Origin of the sequence: Dongia sp., from assembly GCF_041918875.1 — a bacterium.
GTDB lineage: Bacteria > Pseudomonadota > Alphaproteobacteria > Dongiales > Dongiaceae > Dongia.
In genome coordinates this window covers 1-18,199 of record NZ_JAYRUV010000008.1, presented here as the reverse complement: position 1 = coordinate 18,199, position 18,199 = coordinate 1, and the positions used below count along the sequence as shown (strand labels likewise).

General features: G+C 61.4%; 16 protein-coding genes and 1 tRNA gene. 4 read left to right on the top strand and 13 right to left on the bottom strand.

What is annotated here, in order from left to right; translation table 11 throughout:
* Positions 1–8: 8 nt before the first annotated feature.
* The 4 genes from pdhA to ACE3TY_RS09910 all read right to left on the bottom strand — a co-directional run bounded on the left by pdhA (position 9) and on the right by ACE3TY_RS09910 (position 4,433).
* A complete protein-coding gene (gene pdhA / locus ACE3TY_RS09925; protein WP_374652870.1) occupies positions 9–1,016 on the bottom strand; it encodes a pyruvate dehydrogenase (acetyl-transferring) E1 component subunit alpha in 1,008 nt (335 codons plus the stop codon).
* 291 nt (positions 1,017–1,307) lie between these two features.
* Positions 1,308–1,661, bottom strand: coding sequence for a septum formation initiator family protein (locus tag ACE3TY_RS09920; protein WP_374652869.1), 354 nt, complete (start codon positions 1,659–1,661; stop codon positions 1,308–1,310).
* A 96-nt stretch (positions 1,662–1,757) separates the two neighbouring features.
* Positions 1,758–3,044 carry a phosphopyruvate hydratase gene (gene eno / locus ACE3TY_RS09915; RefSeq protein ID WP_374652868.1) on the bottom strand — a complete coding sequence of 429 codons (1,287 nt, stop codon included), beginning with the start codon at positions 3,042–3,044 and terminating at the stop codon, positions 1,758–1,760.
* A gap of 90 nt (positions 3,045–3,134) precedes the next feature.
* Entirely contained in the window at positions 3,135–4,433 is a 1,299-nt protein-coding gene (locus tag ACE3TY_RS09910; RefSeq protein ID WP_374652867.1) for a YihY family inner membrane protein, read from the bottom strand.
* A gap of 231 nt (positions 4,434–4,664) precedes the next feature.
* Here ACE3TY_RS09910 and ACE3TY_RS09905 point away from each other — a divergent pair, with 231 nt between their 5' ends.
* A complete protein-coding gene (locus ACE3TY_RS09905; protein WP_374652866.1) occupies positions 4,665–5,381 on the top strand; it encodes a hypothetical protein in 717 nt (238 codons plus the stop codon).
* 17 nt (positions 5,382–5,398) lie between these two features.
* Positions 5,399–7,081: a methyl-accepting chemotaxis protein gene (locus tag ACE3TY_RS09900; protein WP_374652865.1), complete on the top strand. Its 1,683-nt coding sequence runs from the start codon at positions 5,399–5,401 to the stop codon at positions 7,079–7,081.
* 53 nt (positions 7,082–7,134) lie between these two features.
* Here the strand turns inward: ACE3TY_RS09900 and ACE3TY_RS09895 are convergent, their stop codons facing one another.
* The 7 genes from ACE3TY_RS09895 to ACE3TY_RS09865 form a co-directional block, all read right to left on the bottom strand.
* Positions 7,135–8,154 (bottom strand): carbohydrate kinase family protein, encoded by a 1,020-nt coding sequence (locus ACE3TY_RS09895; protein ID WP_374652864.1) that lies wholly within the window; start codon positions 8,152–8,154, stop codon positions 7,135–7,137.
* A 65-nt stretch (positions 8,155–8,219) separates the two neighbouring features.
* On the bottom strand, positions 8,220–9,248 hold the full coding sequence (locus ACE3TY_RS09890; protein WP_374652863.1) for a hypothetical protein: 1,029 nt from the start codon (positions 9,246–9,248) through the stop codon (positions 8,220–8,222).
* Complete coding sequence (locus tag ACE3TY_RS09885) at positions 9,245–10,828, bottom strand: ribulokinase (RefSeq protein ID WP_374652862.1); 1,584 nt, start codon at positions 10,826–10,828, stop codon at positions 9,245–9,247. The genes ACE3TY_RS09890 and ACE3TY_RS09885 overlap by 4 nt, the downstream gene beginning before the upstream one ends.
* Entirely contained in the window at positions 10,828–11,538 is a 711-nt protein-coding gene (locus ACE3TY_RS09880; protein WP_374652861.1) for an L-ribulose-5-phosphate 4-epimerase, read from the bottom strand. Before ACE3TY_RS09880 ends, ACE3TY_RS09885 begins: the two co-directional genes overlap by 1 nt.
* A gap of 60 nt (positions 11,539–11,598) precedes the next feature.
* Positions 11,599–12,534, bottom strand: a complete 936-nt coding sequence (locus tag ACE3TY_RS09875) for an ABC transporter substrate-binding protein (RefSeq protein ID WP_374652860.1) — start codon at positions 12,532–12,534, stop codon at positions 11,599–11,601.
* A 94-nt stretch (positions 12,535–12,628) separates the two neighbouring features.
* Complete coding sequence (locus ACE3TY_RS09870; protein ID WP_374652859.1) at positions 12,629–13,636, bottom strand: ribose ABC transporter permease; 1,008 nt, start codon at positions 13,634–13,636, stop codon at positions 12,629–12,631.
* A 26-nt stretch (positions 13,637–13,662) separates the two neighbouring features.
* Complete coding sequence (locus tag ACE3TY_RS09865; protein ID WP_374652858.1) at positions 13,663–15,234, bottom strand: sugar ABC transporter ATP-binding protein; 1,572 nt, start codon at positions 15,232–15,234, stop codon at positions 13,663–13,665.
* A 195-nt stretch (positions 15,235–15,429) separates the two neighbouring features.
* Here ACE3TY_RS09865 and ACE3TY_RS09860 point away from each other — a divergent pair, with 195 nt between their 5' ends.
* A complete protein-coding gene (locus tag ACE3TY_RS09860; protein ID WP_374652856.1) occupies positions 15,430–16,275 on the top strand; it encodes a DeoR/GlpR family DNA-binding transcription regulator in 846 nt (281 codons plus the stop codon).
* Positions 16,272–17,417, top strand: a complete 1,146-nt coding sequence (locus ACE3TY_RS09855; RefSeq protein ID WP_374652855.1) for a zinc-dependent alcohol dehydrogenase family protein — start codon at positions 16,272–16,274, stop codon at positions 17,415–17,417. Before ACE3TY_RS09860 ends, ACE3TY_RS09855 begins: the two co-directional genes overlap by 4 nt.
* 1 nt (position 17,418) lies before the next feature.
* Here the strand turns inward: ACE3TY_RS09855 and ACE3TY_RS09850 are convergent, their stop codons facing one another.
* Together ACE3TY_RS09850 and ACE3TY_RS09845 are read right to left on the bottom strand one after the other, a co-directional pair.
* Positions 17,419–17,904: a PAS domain-containing protein gene (locus ACE3TY_RS09850; protein WP_374652854.1), complete on the bottom strand. Its 486-nt coding sequence runs from the start codon at positions 17,902–17,904 to the stop codon at positions 17,419–17,421.
* A 164-nt stretch (positions 17,905–18,068) separates the two neighbouring features.
* Positions 18,069–18,145: transfer RNA gene (locus ACE3TY_RS09845), tRNA-Met, on the bottom strand.
* Positions 18,146–18,199: the final 54 nt, after the last annotated feature.

The window sequence follows — 18,199 nt, the reverse complement described above, 5'->3', positions numbered from 1 at the left end:
CCTCCCCCTCAAGCTTCAACCAGAATGTCGGTCCACAATTCCGACGGATCCGGTTCGGGTGAGGATTGCGCAAATTCGGTGGCCGCCGAGACCACATCCTTGATCTCGCGATCGATATTCTTGAGGCTGGCTTCGTCGATCAGCTTTTCCGACAGCAAGCGATCGCGCAGACGATCGATCGGGTCGTGCTCCTGGCGCATCTTCGCCACTTCTTCCTTGGTACGATACTTGGCCGGGTCGGACATGGAATGGCCGCGATAGCGGTAGGTCATCATTTCGAGGATATACGGCCCATCGCCGCCGCGTGCATGCGCCAACGCGGTCGCCGCGGCCTCCTTCACCTTCACCACATCCATGCCGTCGACTTGCTGGCCGGGAATGCCATAGGCCGCACCGCGGTCACACAGTTTCAGGCCCGCAGCGGAACGCACTACCGAGGTGCCCATGGCGTATTTGTTGTTCTCGATTACATATACGACCGGCAGCTTCCACAAGGCAGCCATGTTGAAGCTCTCGTAGACCTGGCCCTGGTTGAGCGCACCGTCGCCGAAATAGGCCATGTTGACGCCGTTATCCTCGCTATATTTGTGGGCGAAGCCGAGGCCGGTGCCGATCGGCACCTGTGCGCCGACGATGCCGTGCCCGCCATAGAATTTCTTCTCGCGGCTGAACATGTGCATGGAGCCGCCCTTGCCCTTGGAATAGCCGCCGCGCCGGCCCGTAAGTTCGGCCATGACGCCTTTCGGATCCATGCCGCAAGCCAGCATATGGCCGTGATCGCGGTAGGAAGTGACGACACTGTCCTGGGTTTCCGCCGCCGCCTGCATACCGACCACCACAGCCTCCTGGCCGATATAAAGGTGGCAGAAGCCGCCAATGAGGCCCATGCCGTAGAGCTGGCCGGCCTTTTCCTCAAAGCGCCTGATCAACAGCATGTCGCGATAAAATTGGATGAGTTCCTGGGGCGTAACCTGGGAGCCGGCTTTGCTCGCCGGACGGGACGCTGACTTGGCCATTAGACCCCCCTGACTGGGTTTTGGCAGTTTAAATTCCATTGATCGTGTGCCGTCTCGTGAAAAAGACATGCCGCGACCGTTGGCCGGATTCGCGACCGTTGGCCGGATTATCGTGGTTAAGATTGCGCAAATCAACCATATCTAATTTATTGATTTTAAGCGATAAAACAATAGTTAACTACAATTTAGTTAATTAAACAGAAGCTCGCTCCCATGCACACTGAGAAAACACGCCTACGAGACGTGTTTCAGGAGATCGTTTCGGCGGATTTGCAGGCGGCCGCTTAAGGCTTAATTGAGGACGCGCCCCTCTGTTCCCGCCGCACCGTCAGCCTGATTCAGGAAGATGACGAGATCGTCGGGATGGGCATAATTTAGCATGATACGCGCGCGCTCCTCGAGCATGTCGAGGTCTAGCGACGTATTGGAAAGCAGCGTGACCCGCCGCTCCATCGCCTTACGATCGGCTGCTGCCTGTGATGCCTCGGTGGTTGCCACCTTGAGTTCCTGGTTGAGCCGCAACCAGGCCAGGATGCCGCGATCGCCATGAACGGCATGGAAGACGAAATAGGCAGAAAGGCATGCCCCCAGGAGAGGCAATGCAACTTGGCGCAGACGGCGCCGTATTTCGCGGCCGATTTCCATGCGCCTAGCGAATCACACTCCGATTCCACCCGTCAACAGAAAAGCGATTCAATGCCTTAGACGAGATGGTTTCAGCTTTCTGTGAGCCGCACCCAATCATCTTCTGACCCGCTCGACGCCGCCCCTGCCGGCATAGATAGCCGCCGAACCCAGCCCTTCCTCGATCCGCAGGAGCTGGTTGTACTTCGCGATACGGTCGGAACGGCTGAGCGACCCGGTCTTGATCTGCCCGCAATTCGTAGCAACGGCGAGGTCGGCAATCGTCGCGTCCTCAGTTTCGCCGGAACGATGGGACATGACGGCACGGTAGCCGGCTTTATGAGCCATTTCCACGGCCTCGAGTGTCTCGGTCAGCGTGCCGATCTGGTTCACTTTCACCAGGATGGCATTGCCGACGCCTTTCTCGATGCCGCTCCTCAGCCGAACCGGATTGGTAACGAAGAGATCGTCACCGACCAACTGCACATCGGCACCAAGCTTATCGGTCAGCGCCTTCCAGCCGTCCCAATCGTCCTCTGCCATCCCGTCCTCGATGGTGACGATCGGATAGGCTTTCACCAACTTATCGTAGAAGGCGACCATGCCGGCGGCGTCTAGCACCTTGCCCTCACCATCCAGATGATATTTGCCGTCCTTGAAGAACTCGGTGGAGGCGGAATCGAGACCCAGAGCTACGTCGGTGCCCGGCTTAAAGCCAGCCTTTTCGACCGATTTCACGATGAAGGTTAGAGCCTCGTCGGCGCTCTTGAGATTGGGAGCGAAGCCGCCTTCGTCGCCGACATTGGTATTGTGCCCGGCAGCCTTCAGCTGCGCCTTCAAGGCATGAAATATCTCGGCGCCCCAACGCAGAGCCTCGGAACCGCTGGCCGCAGCCCAAGGCAGGATCATGAATTCCTGGAAGTCGATAGGATTGTCGGCATGGGCGCCGCCGTTGATGATGTTCATCATCGGCACCGGCAGGGTTCGCGCCGACGTACCGCCGACATAACGATAGAGCGGCAGGCCGGCATCGGCGGCAGCTGCTTTTGCCACCGCGAGGCTGACCCCCAGAATGGCGTTGGCGCCGAGCCGCGCCTTGTTGGGCGTACCGTCCAGCTTGATCATCAACCGGTCGATCTTGACCTGATCTTCGGCATCAAGGCCGGAGATCGCCTCGAAAATCTCGCCATGAACGGCATCAACCGCCTTGAGCACGCCCTTGCCAAGATAGCGGCCCTTGTCGCCGTCCCGCAATTCGACCGCCTCATGGGCGCCGGTCGAGGCACCTGACGGGACGGCAGCCCGGCCGCTGGCGCCGCTCTCCAAGATGACATCGACCTCGACCGTCGGATTACCACGGCTGTCCAGAATTTGGCGCGCGTGCAGGTCGATGATGGCGGTCATGAGGCGACTCCCTGGCAGTGAACAGATGGCTTTGACCGCCGAGTTATAGGGGCCCTGTGCCGTCCTATAAAGGGAAAATGCGGTGACGCGCTAAATGGCGCCGATGCTCTTCAATGCGGCACCGACGGTTTCATCCAGGGCCGATTTCTCTGCCTCGGCTATGCGCCGCATGAGCGGGTCGACCAAAGGCACTACCTCTTCCACCGTCTCGCCGAGTGCGATGCCGAGATGGTGGCAAACGTCATGAATAGTGAAGGTTCCCAGATCGCGCGCCAGCATCCATCTGCCGCTATCGGCGCGGGCGATGAAACGATGGGTCTTGAGCGCTTCCAACAGCCAGACAAGCCGGCCGGGATCCGCCGCCAGGCTGTGTACTAACTGCTCGGTGCGGATACCGGAACCATGTGCCTGCGCCTTGGCCAGTTCCGCAAAGGCGCCGAGGGAAAGGCTCAGCAGGTCGCCGCGGCGGAGTGTATCGCCAACCTGGCGCCTGCCCGAACGCCATTCCGGAAGCGCCGCCGCAATCTCCGCCCCGATCAGGACGGTGACCCAGACCAGGTACATCCAGATTAGGAAGATCGGCACCGTCGCCAGCGCGCCGTAGACCAGCTGATAGGAGCCGAAATATTGCAGATATAGGCCGAAACCACGCTTCAGTAATTCGAAGAGGGCCGCCGCGACAATAGCACCGAGACCCGCGTCCGTGAAGCGGACCGGACGCGTCGGAATGAGCCGATAGAACAGGGCGAATCCGGCAATCTCCAGCAGAAATGGCAGGATGGCGGTGACGATCTTCAGGCCGGCAGACAGGCCGTAGAACTCGCCGCGCGAGGCCAGCGAGAAGACATAGGTCGAGATCGACAGCGACGCGCCGAAAAGCAGCGGCCCCAGCGTGATGATGGCCCAGTAGACCGGCAGACGTTTCAGCTTATGTCGCGGATTGGTAACACCCCAAATCTTGTCGAAAGCGGTCTGGATCGTGTTAACCAGCAGGATTGCCGTGACACCGATGCCGATAACGCCAGCGGCCGACGTACCGCCCGCATTGCTGATGAACGTGCCGAGATATTCGTTGACCACGCTGGCGAGATCGGGTGCGAGATTCTGCGCCAGCACGATGATGAGATCGTCGCGCAAATCGGCAAAGGCGGGAAAGGCCGCAAACATCGCGAGGCCGATGGCGAGAAGGGGTACGACGGCCAGCAGCGAAGTGTAACTCAGCCCCGCCGCCACGCCGGTACAGCCGTCAGCCTGGAACCGCCGCCAGACATAAGGAAAGAAGCTCAGCGTCGCACCCTTGGCACGCTGCGCCATTTCGCGCGCCCGCTCGGAAACACCCTGGCTGGGTTCCTCGGCGAGGGGAGACGTTTCCTCAGGCGATCCGTCCATGCTGCGTCCTTCGCGGTGAATCATTCCTAACGCTTATAACATGCCGCAACACTGTGACGCGAAACCGGGAATATCCAGCTTCGACGATGCTCCATGCCAGCGGCGCGACGTGATGTAGAATATTCAAATATTAAAAAGGTGAGGAATATCAACCTGTTTTCTGTCATCGCAACTATTTCTTTACCAGTTCGGTTCAGCTTGGAGTGAATGCCAATCCAACGAGGTCGGATTATGTTGCTGGAGCGCAAATCACGTAGGATCGCCTTGGCGGCCCTGCTCACCGGAATCCAATTGTCCTTGTGCCCGCCGGTCACGGCGCAGGAAACAACAGCGACATCCACTGCAGCACCGGCCCCGGCCACGCCTGGCACCGCGGCGCCTGCACCCGCACCCGAAGCCGGCACCGACGTCGCCGCGGCGGCCGTGCCCGCCAGCATCATCACGCCCGACGTGATCAAGGATATGCGGGAGCGCATCGTGCAGCCGGTCGCGATCCTATCGATCCGCGCTGCCAATAAGGCGCACGCCGCAACCGACCAAGCAGCGATCGACAAGATGGACGAAGCCTGGAAGACCGAAGCGAAATCGGACGACCAGCCCTTCATCGCCGAAATCCTCAGCAGCCCGCTTTCCAACTATCTCCTCTACATCCAGGCCAGCTCCGCAGGTCTTTTCACCGAGATATTCGTGATGGATAAATACGGCCTCAATGTCGGCCAGAGTTCAGTGACGTCCGACTATTGGCAAGGCGACGAAGACAAATACCAGAAGACGTTTACCGTCGGTCCCGATGCGGTTTTCGTCGACGAACCCGAGTTCGACGACAAGACCAAGACCTGGCGCACCCAGGTCAACTTCACCGTCGTCGATCCGGAGAGCAACGAGTCGATCGGCGCCGTCACCGTCGAATTCAATCTCACCGAACTACAGCGCCGCTTGCAGAGCTGACAGGAACGGAGACCGTCATGAATTTCACCAATCTATCCGTTGCCAAGAAGCTCATCATCGCCTTCTCCTTGCTTGGCCTTGTCATCATCGTCTCCGGCGGCATTTCGATCATGCTGACCTCGCGCATCGAAGAGGCCAATACTGTCAGCGATGCGGCCGAACGCCAAGCCAGCTCGATCAACGCAACCCTGGCGCAGGCCGCCAAGATGCAGACGGCGATACGCGGACTGCTGGTTACCGGCAGTTCGGAATACTCACGCGCTTACCAGACATTCAGCACCACCTTCGACCAGTTGCTGCAGGAAGCGGTCGTCAACGCCGCGGACGAACAGCACCTCCTGACGCCGCTCGATGCCATTGCCAATGCCGTGAAAGAATGGCGCGACGGACCGGTGGCCAGTCAGCTCAAACTGATGCGCCATCCCTCCACCGTGAACGAAGCGCGCGCCATCGAAGTCACCGGCGCCGGCGAGACTTTGACCGAGAAACTCGAAGCCGCCGGCAAGGAACTGGCGGACGCCATCAAGGAGAACTCGGCGGCGGCCAATGCCGAGATTTCTTCGGCCCTGGCATGGACCCTGCGCACGGTCGTCATCAGCGCCATCGTCATGCTGGTCGCCGCCGTGCTTTTCTTCTTCGTTCTTTCACGCCAGATCGGCGCACCCATCCGGGTCATCACCGACACGATGAAGGAATTGGCCGCCGGCAATACCGCCGTCAGTATCCCCTACGCCGAGCGCGCCGACGAAGTCGGCAACATGGCCGGCGCCGTCGCCGTTTTTGCCGACAACATGCGCAGGAACGAGGTGTTGCAGGCCGAAGCCACCCAGCAGCAGCAGGCACGCGAAAAGCGGGCAGCGCAGATGACAGATCTGGCGCGCGGCTTCGACCAGGAAGTGGAGACAATCCTTCAAGCACTGGTCAAATCCGCCGACGAACTCGATCACACCGCAGAATCGCTGACCAAACTGTCGACCGAATCGCTCGATCAGGTGCAGAAGGTGGCGGCGGCCGCGACTGAGGCCAGCGCCAATGTCCAGACGGTCGCCGCGGCAACGGAAGAGCTTTCCAGCTCCATCATGGAGATCAGCCGGCAGGTGGCGAACCAGGCGGACATCGCCGCCGCTTCGACCCATTCGATCGAGGATACGACCGAACGCGTCACCCTGCTGACCGAAGCATCGACCAAGATCGGCGACGTCGTCCGCCTGATTACGGAGATATCGAACCAGACCAACCTGCTGGCGCTCAATGCCACAATCGAGGCGGCCCGTGCCGGCGAAGCCGGAAAAGGCTTTGCCGTTGTCGCCAACGAAGTGAAAAGCCTTGCCAATCAGACGGCGCGCGCGACCGAGGATATTGCAGTCCAGGTTCAATCCATCCAGACCTCGACACAGTCGACGGCGGATTCGATCCGGTCGGTTGGCGATCAGATCCGGCAGATGAAGGATATTTCCGGCGGCGTGGCCGCGGCGGTGGAAGAGCAGAACGCCGCCACCAAGGAAATCGCCCGCAACATCCAGGAAGCATCCGCCGGCAATCAGGAGGTGTCGGAAAAGATCGTCTTCGTGGCCGAGGCCGCGGGGCATACCCAGAACGCGACGGCGACCGTTCTATCCGCGGCCCGTCTGCTGGGCCAGAACACCGCGCAGATCCGCAGCACGATCGAACGCTTTATCCACGATGTGCGCGCTCTCTGAGCGCAGGTCCGCTGGGAGAAGCCGCACCGCCCCCTGTCATGCCGCTCGACCTGTCATGCCGCTCGACTGCCCCACTTCCGTGCCTGTGCGAGGCAGGCCTGATAGGTTTCGACGGAGGCACAGGTCGACAGGGCGCGCAGTGACATGGCCGCCGACGCATGTGCAAGCTCAAGCGCGGCCAAGACCTCCCACCCCTCATGCAGGGCATATAGAAGACCGGCAGCGAAGGCATCGCCGGCTCCGTTGGCGCTGACCACTTCGGACAGCGGAACGTTGACAGACGCGGCACTCACGGTGCCGCCGTCGCGGCTGAGCGCGATGGCGCCGGCTGGGAAATGCACCACGACGAGACGCATCGCACCCGCGGCCAGCACATGGCGCGCCGCCTCGATGCAGGCTGGCAATACCGTCGCACCGTCTTGCGCCGTCCGAATGCCGGCCAGCGCGCCGATTTCGAAATCGTTCACAATCAGATAGTCGAGATGTGGCAGGCACGGGCGCACCAGGGCGGCGATCCGCTCCGGCGAAATGCTGAAGAGCTCAAGGTTCGTGACAAGGCCGGCCGCCTGCGCGCGCCGCAGGACGCTCACCCAGCCATTGGCATCCTCGCCATGGGGTTGATCCATCAGCTGATGGGCGCCAGGCAAGCCCAGATGGAAGATCCGTGCAGAGATGCCGCTAAAGTCGAAATGCCGCGGCGTGAGCAGCGCACCCGTTCCCTGAAAGAAGATGTGCGTCCGCCGTCCGCTGCGTTGCGACACATAGGCGTCGGTGAACTGGGTTGCGGCTTCCCTGGTGACGGCAATGCGCGACCGCTCGATGCCGTACGCATCGGCTTGTGTCAGTAGAAATCGCCCGTCTTCATCGTCGCCGACGAGACCGATCGTGGCCACTGGCAGGTTCGGGTCCAGCTTCTTGATATCGATTGCGAGATTGCAGGCTGAACCGCCGCCGTGGAGCTCGGTCGCCAGGATTTCGGCAACGCCATCCTCGTGCGGCCAGGCGTCGATCGCGCGGTTGCGATCAACGCACCAGGTGCCACCGGTCACAATGCCGCGTCGAGACGTCATCATAATTCATCTCTACAGGCGGTTGTGCCAGAATGCCAGCCGTCTTTGACGGCTGCCGCCTTCGCCAGTCAGGCGGCCTGCTTGAGCGGCGCTTCGGTTACCAACCCGTCATCCTCCAGGGACCGGGCCGGCTTGATCCCAAGCTTCGAGAGAGCATCGTGATATGCACGAACCGCCTCCTGCGGTGTCACCGCACCATCGGCAACCTGCCGCATCATGCTGATCATGCTGAGGGAATCTTCGGCCAGATTGATCTTGCGTCCGAACAGCGCCACGCGGGCGCCGTAACGCTCGGCCTGGGCCAGGAGTTCGAAGCAATCCCGTGTCGTCCCTGCCCCACCTCCCAGCACGCCGACGATCATGCCGGGATCGTAGCCAGCCAGCTCCTCCAGCGCCTTCGGACCGTTATAGGCGATCTTAAGGAATTGCGGCCGGTCGGCTTCCATGACGCCCGCCAGACAGCGGACGATGCAATCGTTGACGTAATGCGGCATGATGTCCGGCAAAATGTCCCGGCCGGCATTGGGGTTGAAGACTTCGAGGAAATATTTGAATCCATGCCGCGCGGCTTCGGCCCGAAAGACAGCATAGGCCTCCAGCGACCGCAGATCCGCCTCCAGATCGTTATTGAAGGTAATCGAATAGAGCCCCAAGTCTGTGCCCGTGCGGGCCGCATCCGGCTGGAATTCCAACCCACCATGCAGAACGCGCGGCAGGCTGGCCGAGCGGAATGGGCGTGAAGCCGTCTTGTTATATGTACCACCGCGCACCATCCAGATGTCGCTTGTATCGTTGGCGCGCACAGCCGGCTTGACCGAGCTGTCGCGGAACACCCCCTCCCCGGCCAACTTCTCCAGATTCGATGCCGAGAGCAGCATGATATCGACCACGTCCTGACGGACGACGGCACGGACCTGGTCCAGGAATTCGGCACGGTTGCGATAGCGCGCCCAGCTTCCGTCCTTCCGCCGCAGCGGTCCCATCGAGACGAGGCTCGGCCCCATATCGCCGTCCTTGGCATCAGCGATGATGAAATCGCCGCGCCGATACTGCCCGGCGCGGATGCGGGCAAGCTTCTGCTCCAATCGCGTCGTCATGAATTGGCCCCTTTCTGTTGGGCAAGCCGGCGCAGCTCCGGCAGGACGGTCGCCAGGTGCGTCATCGGTTCGACACCGCCAAAACCGCGATAGAGGCTGCGGAAAATCGCATAGAGCGGCTCATAGACGGTCCGTGCCGCCGGGTCGGGCGCGAATATCTTGAACGGCAGGCACATGACCGCCTGGGCAGAAGCGACATCGGCATGAATGCCAGCGGCCATGCTGGCGAAGATGCCGGCGCCAAAGCCGGTCGGCACGCCATCGGGCACTAGCACTGGCTTTCCCAGCACATTGGCATAAACCTGATTGAGGACCGGATTGTGCTGCGGGATGCCACCGCCATTGATGATCCGTTCGATCGGCACGCCACCCTCAGCCATCCGTTCAAGGATCAGGCGCGTGTGAAAGGCGGTTCCCTCGATCGCCGCAAATAGTTCGTCCTGTGCGGTGTGCAGCAGATTCCAGCCTAAGGTAATGCCACCTAAGTCGGGCCGCACCAGCACGGTCCGATCGCCATTGTCCCAGGTGAGACGCAACAACCCCGTCTGACCGGGACGATAAGATTCGAGGCCACGCGACAGATCGGCAATCCGGGTGTTCGCGCGTTTGGCAATGGCATCGAAAATATCGCCCGTGGCGGACAGTCCCGCTTCGATCCCCATGAGGTGCGGATCGACACTGCCGGGTACGATTCCGCATAGACCCGGGATCAGCCCGACATCGCGCGCGGTCGCAATGATGCAGGTCGACGTGCCTACGACGTTGACCACGTCACCAACCTTGCACCCTGCGCCGAGCGCATCCCAATGCGCATCGAACGCACCGACGGGAATCGGCACTCCGGCCTTAAGCCCCAGCCGCTCAGCCCATTGCGGCACCAGCTTGCCGGCGATCCTGTCCGATGTACAGAAACTCCCGCCGATCTTGGCACGGATATTGTCTAACAGCGGATCGACCCGGGACAGGAAGTCCTGCGGCGGCAACCCGTCCCAGCGCGGGTTCCACATCCATTTGTGGCCCATGGCGCAGACGCTGCGTTTGACGGCCGCCGGATCCGTGACACCGGTCAGTGTCGCCGCCACCATGTCGCAATGCTCTAGGGCAGTGACGAAACGGTCGCGCTTGCCAGGATTGTGCCGCAGCCAATGCAGGACCTTGGCAAAGCCCCATTCATGCGAATAGACACCACCGCACCAGCCGATCGCTTCAAGCCCTTCCTCATGGGCCCGGGTCGTGATCTCCTGCGCCTCGGACTTGGCGCGATGATCGCACCATAGGTAATAGTCATCGAGCGGCGCCAGCTTGTCGCCCAACATGACGACGCTGGATCCGGTTGTATCGATCGCCAAGGCGGCGACGTCACCACCTGAAACACCACTGTTGCCCAACGCCTTCTGAAACGCCGCTCCCAGCGCAATCATCTGATCGTCATGCGATTGGGTGGCAAAATCCGGATCATCGCGTCGCCGATGCAGAGGATATTCCGCGCTGGCATGGCCAAGTGCCCCGCCCTGCACGGAAAACAGGGTAACGCGGACGCTGAGGGTGCCGAAATCGACGCCGGCGACGACTGGCCGCATTAGGATGGTGCCTTGCTGATCTGAGATTGGCCGTAGGTGGCCTTGGCGCCATGCTTACGGAAATAGTGCCGGTCCAGCAAGGCCTGCGAAATTCCAACCGCATGCGGCTGCAAGGCCAGTGTGTGCAGTGCCATGCGCGCTACGGTCTCCAGCACCGCGGCGTTGTGGACCGCGTCGGCGGCGCTGCGTCCCCAACAGAATGGTCCATGCCCGGCCACGAGAACCGCGGGCATCGCCAATGGATCCTTGCTGCCGATGGCTTCGACGATGACGGTGCCGGTATTCCGCACATAGGCGCCATCGACCTCGGCCGCGGTGAGTTCACGTGTGGCCGGCACTGAACCATGAAAATAGTCGGCATGCGTCGTACCCAGCGCCGGAATGGCGCGCCCCGCCTGGGCCCAGATGGTGGCAAATTCCGAATGCGAATGGACGACACCGCCGATTGCCGGAAAACTCTTGTAGAGAACGAGATGCGTCTCCAGATCCGACGAAGGACGCAGTTCGCCAAAGACCTGCCGGCCGTCCAGATCGGTCACCACCATGTCGTCGACCGACATGCGCTGATAGGGCACGCCGCTTGGCTTGATGGCAATCAGGCCGCGGTCGCGGTCGATGCCGCTCACATTGCCGAAGGTGTAGAGGACGAGACCGGCACGCACAAGGTCGAGATTGGCCGCCAGTACCTGTTCGCGTAATTCCTCCAGCATCTTTCCTTCCCGTCAGAGGCACCGCCGGCTGCACTAAATGCGCAACCGGCGGCTTCAGACTTAGCGGGCTGCAGTCCAACCCTTGTACGAGGCGAGGTTTTCCGAGGTGATCAGCACGGGATCGAGCAGGATCACGCTCGGGTCCGGTTTCTTGCCTTGCAGGATGCCGGCCGCAAGCTCGAGCGACTGGCCGGCCATCGTGTAGGGATCCTGTGACGAAGATGCCTTGATGAGCGACGTGCCCGACTTCAGTTCCGCCTCGATATCCGGCGCGCCGTCGACCGCGGTGATGATGAACTCGCTGCGGCCGAGCTGTTTGGCAGCCAGGCTGGCGCCGATGCCTGTCGGATCGTTGATGGCGAAGATGCCGTCAACCTTGGAGAAGCGTGTCAGTAGGCTCTGAGTCACCGCAAAACCGCCATCGCGTGAGCCTTTGGCATCCTGATCGTCGGAAAGGATATTGATGTCCGGGTTCTTGGCGAACACCTCCTTGCACCCCTTGACCCGATCGGCAACCGAGGTCACCTGCGGGCCGTTGACGATAAGGACGTCGCCCTTGCCCTTGAGATGATCAACAATGTACTGGCAGGCAATGGCACCCGCCTTGACATTATCGGTCATGACGGTGACATCCGCGCCCTGAGCACCCACGTCGAAGGCGGCGACGACGATACCCGCGTCCTGAGCCTTCTTGATGGCCGGCGCGATGGCGACCGGGTCGACCGCGTTCAGCATGATGACATTGACGCCGGCAGCGATGAAATTATCGATCTGCGTCACCTGTTTGTTGAGATCGTAGTCGGACGAGACCGAGATCACCTCGACATCCGGATTGATCCCCTTGGCCTTGTCCTCGATACCCTTGATCGTCGCGACGAAGAACGGGTTGCCGAGCGAGCCGACCGAAATGCCGACCTTTTTCAGTTCCTGTGCCGCCGCCGGCACGGTAAGGCCTGCGGCAATCACCAGCCCGAGGGCGAGACGCGAGAGTTTCATGTTTCCTCCTGTTGGATTTCGTCACCGACCGCCCGTGCGGCCGGCACCGCTTTCTATCCAGCGACTTCTGCGAGCGCCGGCACTCTTGGTCCCTTCAGGTCCGTCCACCTTCCCGCACGCGATAGCGGTCGAGTGCCACGGCACCGATGATGACCAATCCCTTGATGATGTATTGCCAGATGTCCGAGATGCCGAGCAGGATCAGCCCGTTCGTCAGCACCGCGATGATGAGTGCGCCGATGAGCGTACCCCAGATCGAGCCGATGCCGCCGGTGAAGCTGGTTCCACCCAGAATGACCGCGGCGATGGCGTCCAGTTCGTAGCTCTGGCCGAGTTGCAGGCCATTGGCGGCAAAGAGCCTGGCTGCGGACATGGCGCCGCCGAGCCCGGCCAGCAATCCGGCCATGGAATAGACGAAAAGCAGAATCTGCCAGACTTTGATACCGGCCAGGCGTGCCGCGTCCGGGTTGCCGCCCACGGCATAGATGCGGTTTCCCAGCACGGTGCGCCGCAGGATAAGCCAGGAGAAGAAGACGACAGCGAAAGCGATGACCACCAGCCAGGGGACGCCGAACAATGCGCCGTTGCCGATAAAGGCGAAAGGCAGCTCCGGATTGAAGACCGTCGTATCTTCCCCAAGCAGCCGCGCGACACCGCGCACGGCAGTAAGCGATCCCAAGGTGACGATAAAGGGTGGCAAGCGCATCGCCGCGATGAGCACGCCATTGATCAATCCGAAAATGAGCCCAATAAGCAGCGCTGCCGGCACACCGAGCAAGCCGTAATCCGGCACTTTGGACACGATGATCGCGATCATGGCCGAGGCAGCCAGGATCGAACCGATAGAGAGATCGATACCGCCCGTCAGGATCACAAAGGTCATTCCCGCGGCGAGCACGATATTGATCGCCGCTTGCTGTGCCACGATCGACAGATTCATCCAACTCATGAAGCGGTCGGTCGACACTTCGAAGAAGATCCCCAGAATCAGCAGGATCGGCAGCATGCCGACGATCTGCAGCATCGCGCGCATCCGCTGGCGCCGGGCCAAGGCGGCTTTTTCCGGATCCGGGGCGGCGCCTTCCATCGCTCTCTCACTCATGCCAACTCCCTCAATCCCCGCGGCGATCAGGCTGCGCTGAGCGCTGCTGTACTGGTCGCGATATCCATGATCTTCTCCTGCGTGATCGGCGCGTCCGGCCGGCCCTCGACTTCGCCCACAATCTGCCCGTCGCGCATCACCAGAACGCGATCGGAAATGCCGACGATCTCCGGCAGTTCGCTGGAGATGACCAGTATTGCCGCCCCGCCGCGAGCAAGCTCGTCGATGATGTGATAGATCTGCGATTTCGCTCCGACATCGATGCCACGCGTCGGCTCGTCCAGCAGCAATACGCGTGGCTTGGTTTCCAGAAGGCGTGACAGCAGCACTTTCTGCTGGTTGCCGCCCGAAAGTGCGCCCACCGCCACGCCGGCATTGAAGGTACGGATGCCCAGCGACCTGATCGCCGTTGCGGCTCTTTCCCGTGCAGCCTTCAGATTGAGGACCCCGCCCGGCAATGCGTCCTCATCCAGCACGCTGATGGAGATATTCTCGCGGATCGTCATGTCGAGGAAAAGTCCGAGCGCCTTGCGGTCCTCGGTGAGGTAGACGATACCGGACTTGATCGCCTGCAGCGGCGTTTCGATCCGGCACTCGCGACCGTCGACCAGAATACGACCGCCGGCCTTGGCATCGGCACCGTAGATGAGGCGCGCAAGCTCGGTCCGCCCCGATCCGACCAGGCCGGCCAGCCCCACCACTTCGCCGGCCTTCACGGACAGGCTGCATTCCTTGACGAACCGGCCGTCGCCGATATTCTCCACCTCAAGTACCGCCTTGCGGTCGGCCGGCGGATGGCGGTGTTCCTTGGTATAGAAGGACGATAGCTCGCGGCCGACCATCATGCGGACGACAGCCGCCGCATTGATCTCGTCCTTGTCGAGCGTGCCGATCAGGGTCCCGTCTCGCAGAACGCTGACCCGGTCGGCCAGTTCATAGACCTCACCCATGCGATGGCTGATATAGACGATGGCAATGCCCTCATCGCGCAACTGCCGGATGATGGCGAAAAGCCGCGCCGCCTCGCGCGCCGACAGGCTTGTCGTGGGCTCGTCCATGACCAGGATTCGCGGATGACCGGCCAGCGCCCGGGCGATTTCGACCAACTGGCGTTCGGCAATGGAAAGCGTCGAAACCCGGGCGCCGGCAGAGAAAGGCGCATCCAAGCGCTTCAGCAGCGGTGCCGCCGCCGCTTCCATCGCCTGGCGGTCGATGAAGCCGAGGCGCCACTTCTCCTCACCCAGAAAAATATTCTCAGCCACACTGAGATTGGGGGCCAGGGACAATTCCTGATAGATGACGGCAATGCCGTGGCGGCGGCCGGAAAGCGGTCCATCGATGGCAGCCAGCGCGCCGCGGATTCGAATCTCGCCGCCGGCATCTGCGCGATAGGCGCCGGACAGAATTTTCATCAGGGTCGACTTGCCAGCCCCGTTCTCCCCCATCAGAGCGTGGATTTCGCCGCTGCGGACCGAAAAGGAGACGTTCGACAAGGCGCGGATGTTGGCAAAACTCTTGCCGATATTGCGCATGTCGAGTTCCGGAATCGCCCCGTCACCGGCTGTTTCCGGACGCAACGAATCCTCATTCGCGATCATGAAACCGTCCCTGTCATGGCGCTTCCTCAATGCCGACGGCTTTGGTTTGCCGCTCTATTTGTGATATAGAAACTTCCGTATCGAAAGTCGAATGTCAAGATGGGTTGAACAAACCTCCTATTTTGCGGTATTTCACCTCATTCCGACGCGAAATTCGGGGTTTCGAATTCAGCAATTGATGACCGGATGGCATAGATGGCTTCTGGAACACCCGACAACGAATTAAGTGCCGGCCCGAGCGCCACCGAAGCGCCAGTCTCTGAGGCGCGGCGCGAGCAATTGCTTTCCTTTATCCAGACCCACGAGTTCGTGCGTATCTACGATCTGGCCCGACAGTTCGGCGTGTCTGAGGTGACGATCCGCAGCGATGTCGACATTCTCGCCCGGCGCGGCGGCATTCGCCGGGTGCGCGGCGGCGCCATGCGGGTAGTGGAAGCTGTGCCCGAAGTCGATTACGAGGCCCGCGTCTCAAGCTATCTGCCGGAGAAACGCCTCATCGGCCAGGCGGCTGCGGCCATGCTCTCGCCGGGTGACAGCGTGATCCTGGATGTCGGGACGACGGCGATGGCCATCGCTCATGCTATCGCCGACCGCGAGGATCTCACCAACCTCACCATCTTCACGCCCGGACTTAACATCGCACTGGCACTCGAGCGCGCCATTCCGCGCGTCGAGGTCGTCGTTACGGGTGGCACATTGCGACCACAGCAACATTCTCTGGTTGGCCCCGTCAGCACCCTTATCCTCGAACGTATCCGCGCATCCTTCGCCTTCATCGGTTGCAACGGCGTCGATCCCTCCTTCGGCATCATGGGGCTCAGCCTGCCGGACGCAGCGCTCAAACAGGCGATCCTGCGCGCCGCGCGCATGGGTATCGTCGTCACCGATGCCAGCAAATTCTCGCAAACATCCCTGGTACGCGTCTGCGGGTTCGAGGACGTCGACACGATCATGACCGCCGGCGCGCCCGACCCGGCGACCGTCGCCGCCGTGCGCGAGACCGGGGTCGAGTTGCGAATCCTCAACAACGACAGGACGTGACCCCGCACAGGTTCGGCCAGCACGGCCGCTTGCCGAATCCGACGCCTGGGTCCAATCTGCCCCGCAAGGTGTCCAGCCAGTCGCTGCAGGGTCATGAGATGCGCGCCGCATTGTTCGAAGAGTTCCGCAAGCCATTGGTTCTACGCGATGTGCCGGATCCCCGTTGTCCGCCGGACGGCGTTGTCGTCGCGGTAGCGGCATGCGGCGTTTGCCGGTCGGACTGGCATGGATGGAAAGGGGCCGACCCGGATGTAGCACCGCCTCATGTTCCGGGGCACGAATTCGCCGGCACGGTCGTCGAGGTCGGGCCTGGCTGCCGCCACTTCAGGAAGGGCGATCGCGTCACGGCGCCATTCATCATCGCCTGTGGGGATTGTCCCGATTGCCGGAGCGGCGACCCGACTGTCTGCAACCAGCAATTCGTCCTTGGTTTTTCCGCCTGGGGTGCCTTTGCGCAATTCGCCGCCGTGCCGCACGCCGATTTCAATCTCGTTCGCCTGCCCGATACGATCGGTTTCGCTGAAGCGGCCGCGATGGGCTGCCGGCTCACCACGGCATTCCGCGGTATCGTCGACAGAGCCAATCTGCGGCCCGGTGAATGGCTAGCCGTTCATGGCTGCGGCGGCGTGGGACTCTCCGCCATCATGGTCGCCGCGGCGATCGGCGCACAGATTGTGGCGGTCGACGTCAATGAGGACGCACTGGCGCTTGCCCGCGACCTCGGCGCGACGAAGATATTGAACGCAGGCGGATCGCAGGATGTTGCCGAAGATGTGCGCGCTCTGACCGATGGCGGCGCGCATGTCTCCGTCGACGCACTCGGTATCACCGCCACCTTCCATAACGCGATCAGGTCGTTGCGCAAGCTCGGTCGTCATGTGCAGATCGGCATGCCGCTGGAACAGCATGCATCGCCGATCATTCCGCTGCTGGAGACGGTCTATTCACGCCAGATCAGCATCATGGGTACGCGAGGGATTCCGGCCAGCCGCTTTCCTGCGATTCTCGGCATGATCGGTGCGGGCCGGCTCGATCCGGCAAAGCTGGTGACCAGACGCATCGAGCTTGGAGAAGCCGGCGCGGCGCTCGCAGCCCTAGATCGCTTCCAGGGTGCGGGCGTTACCGTAATTGATCGCTTCTAGTTCAGTGCTGGCCTATGCCGGCAACGATCGCCGATATCCGTTCGTCATCTTCCGAAAAAGGCAGCAACGCTGCTTCGTAGTTCAGCACAGCGCCGTCGGCCAGCTCATTCCGCACGAGGATGACGGGTTGGCGCAAGGCCATGAGAGCCTCGTATGAGGCCAGTGTCGCCCTCAACTGAACCGGGTTCGGCCAGTCTTCGAGCCAGGTTCCTGTCGCCTCGAAACCATACTTCTGCGCCCACCACGAGCCGACAACGCGCAGTCTATAGCGGCGGCACCCTTCTTCATGCACCGCAACGAGGGCGATGCGATCGAGCATGAAGCGCAGGTCGATTGGATCGAGATTGGCCCGCTGAGGAAACCGGCGATCGCCTCGTATTTCGTGCCAATAGGCCAGCAATCTCTGCAGATCCGCGCTATGAGCGAGGGCTGCCCCGCCACGTTCGTCGACAGCGCCGTGCGGCGACATGCTGTTTGTCTCTGCCACGCCCGCTCCAGTAAACACATATGCCGACAGAATCGATTGCCGCAGTGGCAGCGCCTGTGATGGCGACACTAAGCGTACCGCTGCCGCCTTTCAAGATCGCCCGCGCGCGACTGTGGGTGCGGTGCGTGTGCGGGGATGGGGAGTTATTGTTTTGGATTTGATATTGGTTGCGGGAGTAGGATTTGAACCTACGACCTTCAGGTTATGAGCCTGACGAGCTACCGGGCTGCTCCATCCCGCGGTGAGGCCGGTCATGTCATGAGTATCTGATGCAATTTGTTTTATCCGGGCTTTG